The organism is Achromobacter sp. E1 (assembly GCF_037039475.1).
GTDB classification, from domain to species: Bacteria; Pseudomonadota; Gammaproteobacteria; order Burkholderiales; family Burkholderiaceae_B; genus Achromobacter; species Achromobacter mucicolens.
This window is the reverse complement of record NZ_CP146253.1, coordinates 1,276,787-1,294,425: the sequence shown is the minus strand read 5'-3', so window position 1 is coordinate 1,294,425 and position 17,639 is coordinate 1,276,787. Positions and strand designations below refer to the sequence as shown.

Genomic DNA, 17,639 nt, shown 5'->3' with positions numbered 1-17,639 from the left:
CCTACAGATATTGCGGGACCACACAAGACTTGTGCTCGATGTGGTGCGCGAATTCGTCGCGAAAATGCTTGAGGAAGCCACGTACGGGCATGGCGGCGGCGTCACCGAGGGCGCAGATGGTGCGGCCCATGATGTTGGCGGCCACGTTGTCCAGCAGCTCCAGATCTTCCGGACGGCCTTGACCGTTCTCGATGCGGTGCACCATGCGGTACAGCCAGCCGGTGCCTTCGCGGCACGGCGTGCACTGGCCGCAGCTTTCTTCGAAATAGAAGTACGACAGACGCAGCAGCGACTTGACCATGCAACGCGTCTCGTCCATGACGATCACCGCGCCGGAGCCGAGCATCGAGCCGGCCTTGGCGATGGAGTCATAGTCCATCGTGCATTCCATCATGATGTCGGCGGGCAGGACCGGGGCGCTCGAGCCGCCGGGAATGACCGCCTTCAGCTTCTTGCCGCCGCGCATGCCGCCTGCCAGTTCCAGCAGGGTCGAGAACGGGGTGCCCAGCGGGATCTCGTAGTTGCCGGGACGTTCGACGTCGCCGGTGATCGAGAACAGCTTGGTGCCGCCGTTGTTCGGCTTGCCGACTTCCAGGTAGGCCTGGCCGCCGTTGCGGATGATCCACGGTACCGCCGCAAACGTTTCCGTGTTGTTGATCGTGGTGGGCTTGCCGTACAGGCCGAAGCTGGCCGGGAACGGCGGCTTGAAGCGCGGCTGGCCCTTCTTGCCTTCCAGCGACTCCAGCAGCGCGGTTTCTTCGCCGCAGATGTAGGCGCCGTAACCGTGGAACGCGTGCAGCTGGAAGCTGAAGTCGGAACCGAACAGGCGATCGCCCAGGAAACCGGCGGCGCGCGCTTCTTCCAGGGCTTCTTCGAAGCGCTCGTAGACTTCGAAGATTTCGCCGTGGATGTAGTTGTAGCCGACGCTGATGCCCATGGCGTAGGCCGCGATCGCCATGCCTTCAATCACGATGTGCGGATTGAAGCGCAGGATGTCGCGATCCTTGAACGTGCCCGGTTCGCCTTCGTCGGAGTTGCAGACGAGGTACTTCTGGCCGGGGAAGGCGCGCGGCATGAAGCTCCACTTCAGACCGGTCGGGAAGCCCGCGCCGCCACGGCCGCGCAGACCCGACGCCTTGACCTCGGCGATCACGTCTTCCGGCTTCATGCCGGTGGTGAGGATCTTTTTCAGGGCTTCGTAGCCGCCGCGCTTGACGTAGTCGGCCAGGCGCCAGTTGGCGCCGTCGACGTCGGCCATGATCTGGGGCTGCATGTGCCGGCCGTGCAGGCACATCGAGTTGGACAGGTCGTTCAGGGGGTTGGGGTCCAGCCCCTGCGCGAACTGCTTGTACAGGTCAGGCGCATTCATGCCGACTCTCCTTGCTGCTTGAGGGCCGCGACCAGCGCGTCCAGCTTCTCGTCGGTCATGCGCACGCACATATGCTTGTTGTTCACGATCAGCACGGGAGAGTCGCCGCAGGCGCCCATGCACTCGCCTTCGACCAGGGTGAACTGGCCGTCTTCGGTGGTCTGGCGGTAGTCGACGCCCAGCTTGCGCTTGAGGTATTCGCCGGCACGGTCGCCATCGCGCAAGGCACAGGGCAGGTTCGTGCAGACGGCGATCTTGTTCTTGCCGACGGGCTTGACGTCGAACATGTTGTAGAACGTGGCGACTTCCTGGACCGCGATGGGCGGAACGCCAATGTAGTTGGCCACGTCTTCGATGACTTCGGTAGCCAACCAGCCCTTCTCTTCTTGCGCGATGGCAAGCGAGGCCATGATGGCGGACTGCCGCTGGTCGGCCGGGAACTTGGCCAGTTCACGGTCGATTTTCTGGTAGGCCTGTTCGGAAAGCAGCATAGTTTGAATCCGGGTTATGCGGGCGTGCTCGTGACTGTCTGGGGCGGATGATCAGCGATCGATCTCGCCGAAAACGATGTCCTGCGTGCCAATGATGGTGACGGCGTCGGCGATCATGTGGCCGCGCGACATTTCATCCAGCGATTGCAGGTGGACAAAGCCGGGCGCCCGAATCTTCAGGCGGTAGGGCTTGTTGGCGCCGTCGGACACCAGATAGATGCCGAATTCGCCCTTCGGATGCTCGACCGAGGCGTATGCCTCCCCCGGGGGCACATGGAAACCTTCGGTGAAGAGCTTGAAGTGATGGATCAGCTCTTCCATGTTGGTCTTCATGGCGGTGCGCGACGGCGGGGCGATCTTGTGATTCTCGATCATGACCGGGCCGGGATTGTTGCGCAGCCATTCCACGCACTGGCGGATGATGCGGTTGCTCTGGCGCATCTCGGCGACGCGGACCAGATAGCGGTCGTAGCAATCGCCGTTGACACCCACGGGGATGTCGAAATCAAGCAGGTCGTAGACTTCGTAGGGCTGCGTCTTGCGCAGGTCCCATGCGACGCCCGAACCACGCAGCATCGGGCCAGTGAAGCCCAGCGCCTTGGCGCGATCGGGATCGACCACGCCGATGCCGACCAGACGCTGCTTCCAGATACGGTTGTCGGTGAGCAGCGTTTCGTACTCGTCGACGCAGGCCGGGAAACGGTTGGTGAAGTCTTCGATGAAATCCAGCAGCGAGCCCGAACGCGCGTCGTTCATGGCGCGGATTTCCTTGTCGCCACGGTACTTGCTGGAGTCGCCGTACTGCGGCATGGAATCCGGCAGGTCGCGGTAGACGCCGCCCGGACGGTAGTAGGCCGCGTGCATGCGCGCGCCCGACACCGCTTCGTAGCAGTCCATCAGGTCTTCGCGTTCACGGAAGGCATACAGGAACACCGCCATGGCGCCCACGTCGAGCGCGTGCGAACCCAGCGACATCAGGTGGTTCAAGAGGCGGGTGATTTCATCGAACATCACGCGGATGTACTGCGCGCGCAGCGGGGCTTCGACGCCCAGCAGCTTTTCGATGGCCATGACGTAGGCGTGCTCGTTGCACATCATGGACACGTAATCCAGGCGGTCCATGTAGGGCAGCGCCTGGATGTAGGTCTTGTGTTCGGCCAGCTTTTCGGTGGCGCGATGCAGCAGGCCGATATGCGGGTCGGCGCGCTGGATGACTTCGCCGTCAAGCTCGAGCACCAGGCGCAGCACGCCGTGCGCGGCCGGGTGTTGAGGACCGAAGTTCAGGGTGTAGTTCTTGATGTCTGCCATGATTCAACGCCCCATGCCGTAGGTGTCTTCGCGCACCACGCGCGGGGTGATCTCGCGCGGATCGATCGTGACCGGCTGGTAAATGACGCGCCGTTGTTCGGGGTCGTAGCGCATTTCGACGGTGCCCGACAGCGGGAAGTCCTTGCGGAAGGGATGGCCGATGAAGCCGTAGTCGGTCAGGATGCGGCGCAGGTCCGGGTGGCCTTCGAAGACAATGCCGTACAGGTCGAAGGCTTCGCGCTCGAACCAGCCGACCGCGGGCCAGCACTCGATCAGCGAGGCAACCATGGGAAACTCGTCGTCGGGCGCCCAGGTGCGCACGCGCAGCCGCCAGTTGTTCTCGATCGAGAGCAGGTGCGCCACGACAGCGTAGCGCGAGCGGTGGATGCGGGCGTTCGTTTCCTCGGGCAGCTGACGCGTGCCGTTGCCCCAGGTCAGGTAGTCGACGCCGCAGAGGTCGATACAGGTTTCAAAGCGCAGGCCGGCTTCGGTGCGCAGCTTGTTGCAGACGGAGAACCACTGCTCCGCGGGCACTTCGAGCGTCAGCTCGCCCAGCGCCTCGGTCAGCGCGATGTCCGCGCCGAGGGTGGTCTGCAAATTGTTTTTCAGGGATTCGAGCCTGGTCATCATCTTGTACGCTTAGGTGAACCGATACGCTGGTTTCGCAAGGTTCGCGGCGGCAAGGCCTGCCGACGAACCGGACGAAGCATCAGCGCGCAATCGTGTTGGTCAGACGGATCTTGTTCTGCATTTGCAGCAAGCCGTAGACCAGCGCCTCGGCCGTGGGCGGGCAGCCCGGCACGTAGACGTCTACCGGTACGATGCGATCGCAGCCACGGACCACCGAATACGAGTAGTGGTAGTAGCCGCCGCCATTGGCACAGGAGCCCATGGAAACCACCCAGCGCGGCTCGGGCATCTGGTCGTAGACCTTGCGCAGCGCCGGCGCCATCTTGTTGCACAAGGTGCCGGCCACGATCATGAGATCGGACTGGCGAGGACTGGGCCGGAAGATGATGCCGAACTGGTCCAGGTCGTAGCGGGCCGCGCCCGCATGCATCATCTCAACCGCGCAACAGGCCAGACCAAAGGTCATGGGCCACATCGAACCGGTCTTCGCCCAGTTCAGGAACTTGTCGGCGCTGGTGGTGATGAACCCTTGCTTGAGAATGCCGTCTATAGCCATATTCGTCTCTGATAGCGTGCTGTGAAATGAACCCGGAGGTCACTCCCAATCCAGCGCGCCCTTTTTCCATTCGTAGATGAAGCCGACGGTCAACACGGCGAGGAAAACCATGACCGTCCAGAAACCGACGAGTCCGACGGTGCCCTGGGCGATGGCCCACGGAAACAGGAACGCGATTTCCAGGTCGAAAAGAATGAACAGGATCGCCACCAGGTAGTAGCGCACGTCAAACTTCATGCGAGCATCTTCAAACGCTTCGAAGCCGCACTCGTAAGGCGAGAGCTTCTCAGCGTAAGGACGCCGCGGACCAAGGAGGGAGCCGGCCGTTAGAAGCGCGAACCCGATAAGGGTGGCCACTACGATAAACAGCAGGACGGGAAAATACTGTTGCAGGTTCATTCAGGCGTCCGTCAAATGCGCAAACCTTAGGATTGTAGCATTCGCGCGGTTACTTCCGGCTGAACTCTGTAGCTTGAATAGCAGGCGAAAGACTGCATTCCTCAAATGGAACAATCGCAGCTTTCGTCGGCGCACTTCGCAGGATACACGGCTTGATGAGCACGAAGCCGTAGTATGCACGAATTCAGTCAGCAGACGAAAAAAAACCACCCCCAAAAGGGTGGTTTATGCGAACGGGCCGAGGCCCGTTCGACTTTGCTTTAAATCCAGGCAGGGCTTGCGCCCTGCGTTGGATTAGAAGCGGTGACGGACACCGACGCCGACAGCGGTCGACTTCAGGTCGTTCAGGAACGCGTAGTTCGTGGCGTACGAACCGTAAGCGTACAGGTTGGTGCGCTTGGACAGGTCGTAGGTGTAGCCCAGCGAGTAGATGTTCATGTTGGAATCATCACCCGTCAGCTTGTCGTTCGACGGATCAACACGCTGCCACGAACCGAAGACCTTCGAAGCGCCGCCGATCGGGGCCGACAGACCAACCAGGTACGAGTTAGCCTTGAAGCCGTCAGCAAACAGGTTGTTGCCGAAGTTCACGGAGCTCGAGCCACCACCGATGGTGCTGGTGGCGGTGCCTTGGCCGGCGAACCAACCGTCGGTCGTGCGAGCGTAGGCCAGAGCCAGCTTCACGACTTCAAAGTCGTACGAACCGCCGATGGCGTACATACGCGGGGTGGCGTCGGTCGATTCGGTCGGCAGACGGTTCGAGGCGTTCAGCTGGTCGTACGACAGAGCGACGTTCAGCGGGCCGTTGACGTAGCGCAGACCGGTCGTGATGGCGCGGGTGTTGTCGGCGGTCTTGAAGCCGGTTTCCGAACCCTTGGTGTCGTCAGCGCTGAACGAGTAGCCAACGCCGAACTGGAAGCCGCTGAACGACGGGGTCTGATACATGACCATGTTGTCGTAGCGTTGCGTGTTAGCAGCGCTCATGCTAACGCCGATGTTGGCTTGACCGAAGCCAGCGCCGAACGGATCGATCGAGCCGAAGTACTTCGACGCGATGTTGGTTTGACGACCGAAGTCCAGTTGACCCCAGCTGTCGCTGGCCAGACCGACGGTGGCTTGACGGCCGAACAGACGACCACCTTGGGCGGAGCTGCCGTTACCCGAGTTGAAGCCCGATTCCAGTTGGAAAACAGCGCGCAGGCCGTCACCCAGATCTTCCGAACCACGCAGACCCCAGCGCGAACCGTTCTGGACGCCGTTGATCATGCCAAAACGGCTGCCGTTTTGGGCATCAGTACCGCCGCTGATCTTGTTGTAGCCGAGGCCCGTGTCGATGATGCCGTACAGGGTGACAGACGTTTCTGCCTGGGCGACACCGGCGAAACCGGCGAGCAGGGCGGCAGCGAGCAGAGTCTTTTTCATTTAAGAAATCTCCGTTGATTTGAGTGACAAGAGCAGCAATCCAGCAAACCAGCCTGCCGCCCCCCTAACTCCGCGAAGGGAAGTTGACGCTATTGCATCAAAAATCGGGGGGGCTGGCTATGGTCGGCATCAGAAAAGTGCAGGTTTGCGACAGGCTTGTTGGGAAGTTGCAACATCCCGCTGATGCCTGCCCGGCAACGCTAGGGCTTTCCCTTACCGAAAAGCCCGAGCGCGCAACCATGCGACTTTCGGCCCTGCCCCCAATTTTCCGGGCAATTGCAAAACCCATTTGTCGCGCAACTTTCTTCACGGATCCGGCGGCCATCCGGCGAAAAACGGAGGCGGCCGCGATGACGCCGGCCCTGCTGATCATCGTAGCCAAGTCCCGGCCGGATAACATTGTTATTAATAAAAATCGTCGATATGATCGGTGGCATCGAACAGACGCCCCAGCCCCATGTCCATACCCTCCCCTCGCGCCGACAGAAACGAACGACTCAGCGCGCTGCGCCGGCAGATCATCCTGGATGCCGCGCAGCGCGTCTTCGAGCGCGACGGTCTTGAAAAAACGACGATCCGGGCGATTGCTAAGGAAGCCGGCTGCACGACAGGCGCCATCTACCCGTGGTTTGCGGGCAAGGAAGCGCTTTATGGCGAACTGCTGGACGAATCGCTGCAGCGGCTGCACGCGCATCTGGAGCAGGCCGAAAAGGCTGAAGCGCCGGAATCGGCCGCGCGCGGCGTGATCCGCGCGTTCTTCGGTTATTACGCCGAGCGGCGCACGGATTTTTCCCTGGGGCTGTACCTGTTCCAGGGACTGGGACCGCGCGGATTGGGCCGCGACATGGACGAGAAGCTCAACTCCCGGTTGCGGCAATCCATCGATCTCATCGGCCAGGCGTTGTCGCGCACGAAAGGCTGGCGCGGCGAGGCCGTGCAGGCCGAGCAGATGAATGTGTTCACCTACCTGATGGGGCTGTTGCTGCTGCTGCACACGCGCCGTCTCAAATCCCTGGGCCAGCAGGCCGACGCGCTGCTGGACAACTATTGCCTCGCCCTGGAACAACGATGACCGCAACCGCCCTAGCCGCCAACGGCCATGCGCCGCTGATCAGCCTTGCCGACTTTCACGTGCTGCTGGCCGACCAGCACCCGTTCTCGATGCTGCTGGGCATCGATGTGCTGCACATCGGCCACGGCACGGCGCACGCCGTGCTGCCCGCCCGGGACACGCACCAGCGGCTAGGCGGCATCGTGGCCGGACCGATGCTGATGGGGCTTGCCGACCTGGCCATGTATGCGGCGGTGGTCGGCGCCACTGGCCAGGCGCATGCAGTCACGGCCAGCCTTACCATCAATTTCCTGCGCAAGAGCCCGGCGGGCGCCATCCATGCCCATGCGCGCCTGCTGAAGGTGGGCCGGCTAAGCGCGGGAGAGGTCGTGCTGACGGGAGAAGGCTCGGACGAGCCGGTCGCCCATATCGTGAGCACGTGGTCGGTGCCCAAGCCATGAGTTCGCGCGTCAGCATCGTCGGCATGGGCAGGATCGGCACGCTGGCTGCGCGGCGGCTGCTGGCCGCCGATCCCGACATTGCGCTGACGCTTTATGACATCGAGGCGGACCGCTGCGAGGCTTTCCGCGGCAACGCGACGCTGGCGACGTCGGCGCGCGAAGCCCTGGCGGAATCCGACACCATCGTGCTGGCCCTGCCCCGCGAGCGCGAGATCGACCGCACGCTCGAACGCTTCAGCGACGGGCAGGTCACGGCGCCCATTGCCGGCAAGCTGATCATCGACCTGGATCCGCCGCCGGCCGACCGGATGCGGCAGCTGGACCGCGCCATTGCCAGCGCGGGCGGACGTTATGCCTGCGCGCCGCTGCAAACGTGCGATTCGGCTGGCGTGGAGGCTCGCTTACTGGACGCGCTGAACCCACCGGCCTGACACGTGCAACCGCTCGACGGCCGCCACGCAGAGAACCAGCCAACCGAGGCTGACGGCAAACCCGGCCACGACGTCGCTCGCGAAATGCACCTGCAAGAGGATTCGGCTAAGGCCGATGGCCATGATGAGCGCGGCCATGAACGCCACGCAGGGCAGGCGCCACGCGGGCGGGGAAAACCGCCACATCAGGTAGCACGCCGTGCCGTACACGGCCATGGCGGCGGACGCGTGGCCGCTGGGAAAACTCCAGCCGGTCGCCATGGCATAGCCGTGGTCGTGATCGGGGCGCACGCGTTCGAAGGTGTGCTTGAACAGCCAGTTGAGCGCGCCGTTCAGGCCGGTCGCGATAGCGCAAAAGAGCGCAAGCTGCCACAGTCCGCGCCATAACAGCGCGATCGTCATCAGCACGGCGACGACCGTGAGCAGGTTGCGGTCGCCCAGATACGTGATCCAGGACAGCAGCCACAGCATCGACGTGGACATGGACATGCTGAGCGCATCGGCCAGCGCGCCGTCGAACTGCACCACGGCGCCACGGCTCTCGACAGCCAGGGCCAACGTGAGAAACAGAACGAACGACACGCCTGCCAGACCGCAAAACAGCGCGGCGCGGCCATTGCGGGACAACCGGCCATGGCACCGCATGAACAGCAGCGCCGCGCCGCCGGCCAGCAGCGGCAGCGCGATAAACAACAAGAAGGCATGGGCCGCGGCCCATGCCGCGTAGACATCGGTCATGTTTGAACCAACAAAAAGAGAAAATCGCGCGAACGAGCGCGCGCACTACTACAGCGAGACCAGCGTCTTGTCGACGGGTGCGAACGCGTTTGCGCCGGCCGCGTAGTCCCAGCGCTCGACGTGGCAGACCTGCTGGCCGTCCTCTTCGGTGCGGGTGATCACGCCCAGCGAATTGGGCACGGTGCCCCGGACGCGGTGCGAACAGGTGGTTCCGGCCTGGACGATCCAGCCGGCCGGCCCGGTCGGCGCGGTCAGCGGCAGCACGTAGGGCAAGTGTATGTGACCGCCCAGCACCAGGTCGACGCCCGCCTGCGCCCACGCCGCGAGCGCGCGCTCGCGGCCGATCAGCAGGTTGGACAGGTCGGATTCGACCTTGGCGCGCACCGGATGGTGCGCAACGACGATCCGCAACTGCCCCGGCCGTGCCTGGCGCAGCCGCTGGGCGACGCGGGTGATCTGGGCATCGGAGATCTCGCCGTCCTTGTGGCGCCTTGGCCGCGTGGTGTTCACACCGATTGCCAGGACGCCGTCGTTTTCGAACACGGGTTCGAGGATTGGTCCGAGCGCGCGCTTGTAGTTGCCGTACGGATTGAGCACCCGCAGAAACACGTTGAACAGCGGGATATCGTGGTTGCCGGGCACCGCCAGCACGGGCAGCGCCAGGCGCTCGATGAAACGGCGTGCGGCGGCGAACTGGCTGCGGCGCGCGCGCTGGGTGATGTCGCCGCTGAGGACCACGAGATCGGGCGACAGTTGCCGCGCCAGGTCCAGCACGGCTTCGATGACCGCCTTGCGCTCGGTGCCGAAATGGGTGTCGGACAGATGCAGGATCCGCGTCATGAGCGGTCCAGCAACTCGGGATCCGCCGGTACCACGAGGGGCAGGCGATCGCTCGCCACCTTGAATTCGAGCGGCGTGTCCATCCAGGAGATTTCGCCGTCCATCGCCACCTTGACCCGGCGGCGCCCTCGCACCCCCACCGTGAGCTTATCGAACGCGAAATTGATCACGTTCTCAGCGTCGCCCAGCCGGCTTAGCAGGCCCCGCACCAGCAGGCCATAGAGCGCCAGCGTGCCGACGGGCCGCGCCGCCATGGCGACCAGTTGGTTCCGATCGAGCCCGTCGTTTTCGATGCCGATATGTTCAAGCTGCAGTTTGTTGTTGCCCACCACCAGCGTCGGCGACGTCAAGCTGCGCGACTTGCCTTCGAATTCCAGCTGCAGGCCAAGCTGGCGCGGTTGGCGCCACAGCGTGACCAGGCCCGACCACAGCGCGACCCAGCGCCGGCGGCCGTAGCGCTGTTTGTAGGCTTCGCGGTCTTCCAGCAGTTGCGGATACAAACCAAGGCTGGCGTTCACGAGGAACAGGCGGCCGTTCAGCAGGCCGACCTGCACCGGCCGGATGGAGCCTTGCAGGAAGCCGCGCAGCGCAACGTCTGTCTCTTGCGAAATGCCGTAGGTGCGGCCGAAGTAGTTGAAGGTGCCTTGCGGCAGGATGCCGAAGGGCACGCCTTGTCCCAGCACCGCGCCCGCCACGGCATTGAGCGTACCGTCGCCGCCCGCAGCGATGACGACGCCCTGTTCGTCCTGCGCGCGCTTGACCGCCTGGCGCGCCACGTCCGACAGCCGCGACGGATCGTCGACCGGCATGAGTTCGTAGCGCCGCCCGGCCTCGTCGAGGATGTGCCGGATGGTGTCCTGCAGGACCTGCGCGTCGCCGCGCCCCGATCCTTTATTGAGGACGATGAATAAGGGTTCTGTTCCCGTGAGGGGTCGAGCCGCTGTTGCCGGGCTCTGCTCGGATGGCGTCATGCGACAAACATACCCTAAGCGGGCAAAGCGCCGCAAGACGCGGCGAAGCGAGGGCACGCACGCTTTGTAAGCAAGCGTGCGTGCAACCGATCAACGCCCGATGGCGTACGCCTGCATCAGGCGCGGCGTCGCGGCCGCATGCAGCAGTCCATCCGGATCGCGCGAGGCCGCGGTCAGCCGGCCGACCGACCATTCGGGCACTTCCTCGATCTGGTGCCCGCGCTGGCGCAGGGCCTCGATGACCTCGGCACCGAAGCTGGCCTCCAGCGCGAGATGGCCCGGCTTGCGGTCACGGGGATAGAACGAGGTGGGAAAGTGCATGGTGTGCGACATGGGCAGGTCGATGGCTTCCTGCAGGTTCAGGCCGTGATGCACGTGACGCAGGAAGAACAGGAGCTGCCATTGCTCCTGCTGATCGCCGCCCGGCGTGCCGAACGCCAGGTAGGGTTTGCCGTCGCGCAGCGCCAGCGACGGGGTCAGCGTGGTGCGCGGGCGCTTGCCCGGCGCCAGCGTGCCGGGCAAACCTTCTTCCAGCCAGAACATCTGGGCGCGGGTGTTCAGGCCGAAGCCCAGTTCGGGGATGACCGGCGAGGACTGGAACCAGCCGCCCGACGGCGTGGCCGAGATCATGTTGCCCCAGCGGTCGATCACGTCCACGTGCGTGGTGTCGCCGCGCTTGGCCGAGGCGCGCATGTCGGCAAGCGTCGGTTCGTTCGTGGCGCTGCCGGGCGCGGTGACCGGCGACAGCCGTTCCAGGGTGTCCATGACCCGCGCCACCTGCGCCTCGAAGCCGGGCACCTGGCCGGGCAGCAGGTCGCGAGACGCGCCCTCCCCGATCAGCTGGCGGCGTTCGGCGTTGTACGCGTCGGACAGCAGATGGGCCAGCGGCACGTCGATGAACGCGGGGTCGCCGTAATACGCTTCGCGGTCGGCAAAGGCGAGCTTCATGGCCTCGGTGACGCGATGGATGAACTCGGCGCTGGTGGGACCGACGCCCGCCAGGTCCATGTCCTTCAGGATGGCGAGGGTCTGCAGAAAGACCGGCCCCTGGCTCCAGGCGCCCGCCTTGGCGACCGTGTGGCCGTGATAGTCGTAAGTCACCGGCTTGTCATAGCTGGCGGACCAGCCGGCCAAGTCGTCGGCGGTGATGACGCCGCGGTGGGTCGTGCCGCTTTCGTCCATGACGTCGGTGTTGCGGGCGAAGCGGTCGATCTCCTCGGCGATGAAGCCGCGGTAGAACGCATCGCGCGCGGCCTCGATCTGGCGGTCGCGGTCGGCGCCGGCGCCTTCGGCGGCTTTGAGGACGCGGGTCCAGGTGCGGGCCAGCGCCGGATTGCGAAACAGCTTGCGGGCCTGCGGCACCTGCCCGCCCGGCACGTAGACTTGGGCGGTCGTCGGCCAGTGCGTCTCGAAGAAGTCTTTCAGGCCAGCGATGGTGTTTGAGATGCGCGGCATCAGCGCATGGCCGTGCTCGGCGTAATAGATGGCGGGCTCAAGCACGTCGCGCACCCGCATCGTGCCGTGGTCGCGCAGCAGCAGCATCCAGGCGTCGAACGCGCCCGGAATCACGGTCGCGAGCAGGCCGTTGCCGGGGATGAGCTTCAGCCCTTCGGCGCGGTAGCGTTCGAGCGTGGCGGCGGCGGGCGTGGTGCCCTGCCCGCACAGCACCTCGACCTTGCCGGTGCGGGCGGAATAGAACACCGCGGGCACTTCGCCGGCAGGGCCGACCAGATGAGGCTCGACCACCTGCAGCACGAACGCCGAGGCGACGCAGGCATCGAACGCATTGCCGCCGCGCTCCAGCAGCGACATGCCAGCCGCGCTGGCCAGCCAATGGGTGGACGTCACGACACCGAAGGTGCCGAGGATTTCCGGGCGAGTCGTAAACATGGTGGGTCCTGAAGTGGGAGGGGTGTCTGACGCCCGTGCACGGCTATTGGCCGGTGTCAGACACCCGTGGGGCATCGAGATGTACAGCGGTCATTGCGTTCGGGTGTCAGACACCTGGGAAGGAGAGACCCGCCGCCAGCAACTGACGCCATCCGGGACACCGCGGATCCGGCTCCGCCGGTCCGCTGTTGTCGCCCCCTTGAGGGGGGGCCCGCGTCAGCGGGCTGGGGGTGGGCCTTACCTTCCGGTCCGCTGGTGTCGCCCCCTTGAGGGGGCCCGCGTCAGCGGTTAGGGGGTGGTCCTACCCCTAGGGGGGGCCTACTTTTTCTCTACACCTTTCAAGCGGATCAAGCCGTCCGGATAGGGAACGAAGCCTTGCACCTTGGCCTGCACGCCGAACGTCCACGGCAGGTAGAACAGGTAGATGATGGGACGCTGGTCCTGCATCGCGGCCAGCACCTGGTCGTACAGGGCGCGGCGCTTGGCGGTGTCGGCCTCGGCGCGGGCGTCGTTGAGCAGTTTGTCGACGGCGGCGTCGCAGAACTTGCCGTCGTTCAGGTTGCCCTTGCAGCTCAGGTATTGGTGGATGTTGCCGCTGGGATCGACCCGGCCCGACCAGCCGCTCTGGCCTACCTGGAAGTCGCCGCGCGCGAGCGAGGACTGCAGCGAGGCGAATTCGACAGGGCGCAGGGTGATGTCAAAGCCCGCTTCGGCCCCCATGGCCTGCACCAGTTCGAAGACCTGCTGCATGGTGGTGTTGTTGCCGAAGGTGATCTCGACCTTCACGCGGTCGTAGCCGGCTTCCTTGAGCAGGGCCTGCGCCTTCTTGGGATCGCGGCCCGGGCGGTCGAAGGACTTGTTGTAGGCAAAGCTGGCGGGCGGGAACGGCTGGTGGGCAGGCTGGAACATGCCTTCGCCGATCACCTGGTTCAGCACGTCGCGGTCGATGGCCAGATCCAGCGCCTGGCGCACGCGCTTGTCCTTGGCCAGCGGATGATCGGCGCGCGCGCCGTTGGCAAGGTTGACGGAGATGGACTGGAAACCCAGGCCGGTAACCGGGGCCAGACGCAGGCTGGGGTCGTCCTTGACGGCCTTGGCGTCGCTCGGCGCCACGCGCTCGATGATGTCCAGGTCGCCGGCGCGCAGGTTGTTCAGGCGCACGGTGTTGTCCGGAATCGGCGTGAAGACGAGGCGGTCGAAATGGTAGTTGGCCGCGTCCCAGTACTTGGGGAATTTCTCGAGCACGATGCGGTCGTTCTGCACGCGCTCCTTGAACTGGTAGGGGCCCGAGCACACGGGCTTGCCGCCGGGATCCTTGTCGAAACTGGCGGGCGAAATCATCATGCCGGCGCGGTCGGACAGCTGCGACAGCAGCGAGGCGTCCGGTTCCGACAGGTTCAGCACCACGGTCTGGTCGTCCGGGGCGTCCACGCTGGCCACCGTGGCCAGTTCGCTCTTGCGGTTGCTGTCGGGCAGCGTGCGGGCGCGGTCGAGGTTGGCCTTGACCGCGGCGGCATTGATGGGAGTGCCGTCATGGAAGACGGCATCCGTGCGCAGCTTGAAGGTCAGCGTCTTGTTGTCGGGGCCGACGGACCACGATTGCGCAAGCTGGGGCACGAACTTCAGGTCGGGCGTGATGTCGACCAGCCGGTCGCACAACGAGGCGAACACGATGCGGCCGACAAAGGTGCGGGCGCGCGCCGGATCCAGCACGTCCGGGTCGTCCTGCAGCCCGATACGCAAGGTGGACTGGGCGTGCGCCAATCCGGTGGCCAGCATTCCCGCCATGGCCATGGCGAGGCAAAGTTTACGCATGAAAGATCTCCGTCGATTCCGCGGGGGACCGTGCCTCGTGCGCGGGCGCACCGCCTGGCAGGGAGGAACAGACCCCGGGTCGTGCCGCATCGCCGGGCCCATCCCCCTCGTGCGCACGTTGTTGCTGGATTCTGCGCCAGGCGCGCGGCGATTGTATAGACCGGCGCGGGGCGCGCCGCCCACTATACGCCCGTGGCGGCCGCCTTGCGGACGAATGCCTCAGGGCAGACGGCACGGCGCCGAGAAATCGGCCGAAGCGGCAACCGTGTCGCGCAGCAGGGCGACCAGCGGCCGGGCGTCGTCGCGCCGGTACTGGAACGCGTAAGGCAACGCGGCCAGTTCGGGATCGCCGTGCAGGACGCGCAGGCTGCCTTCGGCCTGGAGCTTTTCGGCCCAATGCCTGGGCAGCAGCCCCACCCCGGTGCCTTCGATCAGCAATCCCACGATGGCGCCCCAGTTGTTGCAGCACAGGCGCTCGCCCGCGGCTTGGCGCCCGCCCAGCCAGTCGTCGATGATGCGCGTGGTGCCCGCGCCCTCGGGCAGGGTCACGAGCGGCAGCCGGGCCAAGAGGGCCATGGACATGCCGGTTTCGCCGGGCTGCAGCGCCGCGGGCGCGGCGACCCAGGAAAAGCGCGCCTCGCCGATGGGCAAGGACGCAATGCCGGCGCGGGACGACCGCCCGGCGATCACGGCGAAATCCAGTTCCCCGTCCGCGACGCGTTGCTCCAGCACCTGGCCGATGTCGACGTAGGGCTCCAGCACCAGCTCAGGATAGGCGGCGCGCACGGCGCGTATCAGCTGCGGCAGCCAGGTCAGCGCGGTGAGTTCGCCCACGCCGAAACGGCAGCGGCCGCGCAGGCCGGGCGTCTCGGTCATGGAAGCGCGGATCTGGTCCGCGGCGGCGAGCAAGCCGCGCGCCTGCGGCACCAAGCGCTGGCCAGCGTCGGTCAGCACGGCCTTGTGGCCGCTGCGGTCAAAGAGCGGCTGGCCCAGCGCTTCCTCCAGTTCCGTGATGCGTTTGGAAAGCGAGGACACCGACAGGTGAAGCCGCTCGGCCGCCACGGCGAAACTGGCGCAGGTGGCGGCCCAATAGAAGGCTTCGAGCTGCTTGAGCGTCATGGCCGCTTGCTGACGCGATAGGCGCAGCGCCGCGCGCCGGCCAGGATATGTTCTTCGCGGTCGACCTGCACGCCCTCGCCCAGCACCTTGCGAAACAGTTCCAGCTCGCTGCGGCAAAAGCCCATACAGGCCTTGGCGGCCGAACAGATGGGGCAATGGTTCTCGATAAAGACGAATCCGGCTTCGTCCTCGCGCAGTTCCGCCATGTAGCCCTCTGCGCTGCGCACGTCGACCAGCCGTTCGAGCCGCGCCTTCAGGTCCGGCGCGTCCTGCATGGCCTGCTGGTAGACGTTGAGCATGGCGTTCTCGCGCACCTGCACCAGCTTGTCGATGCCCTCGTCGCCAAACACCTGGCGCACCGCCGCGATCATCTGCACCGTCATCTCGGCGTGCGTGTCCGGGAAACGCCCGTGGCCGGCGGCGGTCAAGAACCAGATCTGGGTGGGCCGGCCGCGGCCCGTGCTGCGGCTCTCGGCGTCGACCAGCCCGTCGGCGTGCAGGCGCGTCATCTGCTGGCGCACCGCCTCGGCCGTCACGTCCATGGCCCGCGCAATGACCGCGATGGATTGCGGCCCGCGGGTCTTCAGGGTCATGAGGACGCGGTCCGCAGGCTGGTGCGGCAGCGCGGCGGCCGGTTGGGACAGGCTGTCAGACATGAGGGGTATCGATGCTCCGGGTGAAGGTTCCTATGGTGCCACGGCCAGCCGCGTCTGGCCGGCCTCGTCAGCCTGCCAGCCGCCGCCCAGCGCCTTATAGAGCGCCACGAGGCGCGTATAGGACTCGGCTTCCGCCACGGCCACGGCGTCCTGGGCGCGCAAAAGCGTACGCTGCGCATCCAGCACGGTCAAATAAGGCGTGCTGCCCTCGCGGTAGCGCAGCCGGGCCAGTTCGGCGGCCCGCCCGCTGTGGGCCGCGGCCTGCGCCAGGCTGCCCAGGCGCTGCTGCGTCTGCCCGTATTCGGCCAGCGCCGACTCCACTTCCTCGACCGCGCGCAGGACCGCCTGCTCGTAGCGCGCCTCCTCGCCCTCCAGGCGCGCCTCGGCCCCGCGCTTGCGGGCAAGGGCCGACGGCAGATGGAACGCGGGCCAGTTGGCGCTGGCCGCGACGCCGAACCCGCGGCTGGCGGCCGAGCCGAAGTCCGCGCCGCGCAGCGCGACGAATCCCAGGAAGCCGCCCAGATCGATGCGCGGGTACAGCTCGGCCGTGGCCACGCCCACGTCTGCGCTGGCGGCAGCCAGGTTGCGTTCGGCGGCCAGCACGTCCGGGCGCCGCGACAGCAACGCGCCAACGTCGCCGATGGGCAGGCGCGCGGTCAGCGGCGCAAGCGGCTGGGCGGCGTCCAGCGCACCCAGCTCCGCCGGACGCAGCGCCGCCAGCACCGCGATCCGGTAGCGCGCCAGCCGGCGCGCGGTCTCCTGGACCGGAACGCTGGCCCGCACGGTGTCGAGTTCGGCCCGCGCGCTGGCAAGGTCTCCTTCGTCGCCACGGCCGGCCAAGACCAGCGCCTGGGTCACGCGCAGGCTGTCCTCCTGGCTGGCCAGGTTGGCGCGCGCCACGGCCAGCCGCTGCTCGGCGCCGCGCAGTTCGAAATAATTGCGCGCCACTTCGGCCGCGACCACGATGCGCGCCTGCGCGAGGTCGGCAGCCTGCGCTTCGCTACGGGCCGCCGCGCCCTCGGCCGCGCGGCGCAGCCTGCCAAAAAGATCCAATTCCCAGGCAGCGTCAAAGCCCGCCCGGTAGCTTTCGGCCAGATTGCGCTGGCCTGCGACGCCGGGATTGGCCTGCGACAGGCTGCGCTCGTAGCCGCCGCCCAGCGTTACGGCCGGCAGCTTGTCCAGTTCCTTTTCGTCGAGCACCGCGCGCGATTCGGCAAGGCGGGCCTGGGCGATGCGGATGTCCAGGTTGCGGGCGAGCGCCATGTCGATCAGGCGATCCAGTTGCGGGTCCTGCAGTTGCTTCCACCAGTCGCGCTGGACCTGATCGGTGGAAAACAGCGCCTGCTCGGGGCTGGTCAGCACCACGGGCGCCGGGCTGGGCCGGCGGTAGTCGGGTCCGACGGCGCAGCCCGCGGCGGCCAAAGCGGCCAGCAGCACGGCGGCGCCACGGAAAAGGCGGGGAAAGAAATGCGGTTTATCCATGATCGATTCC

General features: G+C 65.8%; 18 protein-coding genes. 3 read left to right on the top strand and 15 right to left on the bottom strand.

Translation table 11 applies throughout. The features are described 5' to 3' along the window. Position 1 precedes the first annotated feature (1 nt). The 7 genes from nuoF to V6V88_RS05885 all read right to left on the bottom strand — a co-directional run bounded on the left by nuoF (position 2) and on the right by V6V88_RS05885 (position 6,175). Positions 2–1,369 carry an NADH-quinone oxidoreductase subunit NuoF gene (nuoF, locus tag V6V88_RS05915; RefSeq protein WP_056321720.1) on the bottom strand — a complete coding sequence of 456 codons (1,368 nt, stop codon included), beginning with the start codon at positions 1,367–1,369 and terminating at the stop codon, positions 2–4. After that, complete coding sequence (gene nuoE / locus V6V88_RS05910; protein ID WP_056321718.1) at positions 1,366–1,860, bottom strand: NADH-quinone oxidoreductase subunit NuoE; 495 nt, start codon at positions 1,858–1,860, stop codon at positions 1,366–1,368. The genes nuoF and nuoE overlap by 4 nt, the downstream gene beginning before the upstream one ends. Before the next feature lie 51 nt (positions 1,861–1,911). Further along, complete coding sequence (locus tag V6V88_RS05905) at positions 1,912–3,168, bottom strand: NADH-quinone oxidoreductase subunit D (protein WP_062840510.1); 1,257 nt, start codon at positions 3,166–3,168, stop codon at positions 1,912–1,914. Between the two features lie 3 nt (positions 3,169–3,171). After that, positions 3,172–3,798, bottom strand: a complete 627-nt coding sequence (locus V6V88_RS05900) for an NADH-quinone oxidoreductase subunit C (protein WP_062840509.1) — start codon at positions 3,796–3,798, stop codon at positions 3,172–3,174. Between the two features lie 79 nt (positions 3,799–3,877). After that, entirely contained in the window at positions 3,878–4,354 is a 477-nt protein-coding gene (locus V6V88_RS05895) for an NADH-quinone oxidoreductase subunit B (RefSeq protein WP_006217960.1), read from the bottom strand. Positions 4,355–4,393: 39 nt separating this feature from the next. Continuing rightward, a complete protein-coding gene (locus V6V88_RS05890; RefSeq protein WP_006217959.1) occupies positions 4,394–4,753 on the bottom strand; it encodes an NADH-quinone oxidoreductase subunit A in 360 nt (119 codons plus the stop codon). A 294-nt stretch (positions 4,754–5,047) separates the two neighbouring features. Continuing rightward, positions 5,048–6,175 (bottom strand): porin, encoded by a 1,128-nt coding sequence (locus V6V88_RS05885; protein WP_062840508.1) that lies wholly within the window; start codon positions 6,173–6,175, stop codon positions 5,048–5,050. Positions 6,176–6,632: 457 nt separating this feature from the next. Between V6V88_RS05885 and V6V88_RS05880 the strand changes: the two genes are divergently transcribed. The 3 genes from V6V88_RS05880 to V6V88_RS05870 are packed head-to-tail and all read left to right on the top strand — an operon-like array spanning position 6,633 to position 8,118. After that, positions 6,633–7,247, top strand: coding sequence for a TetR/AcrR family transcriptional regulator (locus V6V88_RS05880; RefSeq protein ID WP_062840507.1), 615 nt, complete (start codon positions 6,633–6,635; stop codon positions 7,245–7,247). Continuing rightward, positions 7,244–7,687: a PaaI family thioesterase gene (locus V6V88_RS05875; RefSeq protein WP_056321704.1), complete on the top strand. Its 444-nt coding sequence runs from the start codon at positions 7,244–7,246 to the stop codon at positions 7,685–7,687. Before V6V88_RS05880 ends, V6V88_RS05875 begins: the two co-directional genes overlap by 4 nt. Further along, complete coding sequence (locus V6V88_RS05870) at positions 7,684–8,118, top strand: NAD(P)-binding domain-containing protein (RefSeq protein ID WP_338618350.1); 435 nt, start codon at positions 7,684–7,686, stop codon at positions 8,116–8,118. The genes V6V88_RS05875 and V6V88_RS05870 overlap by 4 nt, the downstream gene beginning before the upstream one ends. Here V6V88_RS05870 and V6V88_RS05865 read toward each other — a convergent pair. From V6V88_RS05865 to V6V88_RS05830, 8 genes are all read right to left on the bottom strand, one after another. Continuing rightward, entirely contained in the window at positions 8,089–8,856 is a 768-nt protein-coding gene (locus tag V6V88_RS05865) for a phosphatase PAP2 family protein (protein WP_062840504.1), read from the bottom strand. The two genes, V6V88_RS05870 and V6V88_RS05865, sit on opposite strands and share 30 nt — an antisense overlap. 48 nt (positions 8,857–8,904) lie before the next feature. Then, positions 8,905–9,696, bottom strand: coding sequence for a metallophosphoesterase (locus tag V6V88_RS05860; protein WP_062840503.1), 792 nt, complete (start codon positions 9,694–9,696; stop codon positions 8,905–8,907). Further along, positions 9,693–10,667, bottom strand: a complete 975-nt coding sequence (locus V6V88_RS05855) for a diacylglycerol kinase family protein (RefSeq protein ID WP_062840502.1) — start codon at positions 10,665–10,667, stop codon at positions 9,693–9,695. Before V6V88_RS05855 ends, V6V88_RS05860 begins: the two co-directional genes overlap by 4 nt. A gap of 90 nt (positions 10,668–10,757) precedes the next feature. Continuing rightward, positions 10,758–12,557: a gamma-glutamyltransferase family protein gene (locus V6V88_RS05850; RefSeq protein WP_062840501.1), complete on the bottom strand. Its 1,800-nt coding sequence runs from the start codon at positions 12,555–12,557 to the stop codon at positions 10,758–10,760. A gap of 318 nt (positions 12,558–12,875) precedes the next feature. Beyond that, positions 12,876–14,372 carry an ABC transporter substrate-binding protein gene (locus V6V88_RS05845; RefSeq protein WP_223574537.1) on the bottom strand — a complete coding sequence of 499 codons (1,497 nt, stop codon included), beginning with the start codon at positions 14,370–14,372 and terminating at the stop codon, positions 12,876–12,878. Between the two features lie 219 nt (positions 14,373–14,591). Further along, positions 14,592–15,491, bottom strand: a complete 900-nt coding sequence (locus tag V6V88_RS05840; protein ID WP_062840499.1) for a LysR family transcriptional regulator — start codon at positions 15,489–15,491, stop codon at positions 14,592–14,594. Next, positions 15,488–16,147: a metalloregulator ArsR/SmtB family transcription factor gene (locus tag V6V88_RS05835; protein ID WP_062840498.1), complete on the bottom strand. Its 660-nt coding sequence runs from the start codon at positions 16,145–16,147 to the stop codon at positions 15,488–15,490. Before V6V88_RS05835 ends, V6V88_RS05840 begins: the two co-directional genes overlap by 4 nt. A gap of 30 nt (positions 16,148–16,177) precedes the next feature. Beyond that, positions 16,178–17,629, bottom strand: coding sequence for a TolC family protein (locus tag V6V88_RS05830; RefSeq protein WP_338618340.1), 1,452 nt, complete (start codon positions 17,627–17,629; stop codon positions 16,178–16,180). Positions 17,630–17,639: the final 10 nt, after the last annotated feature.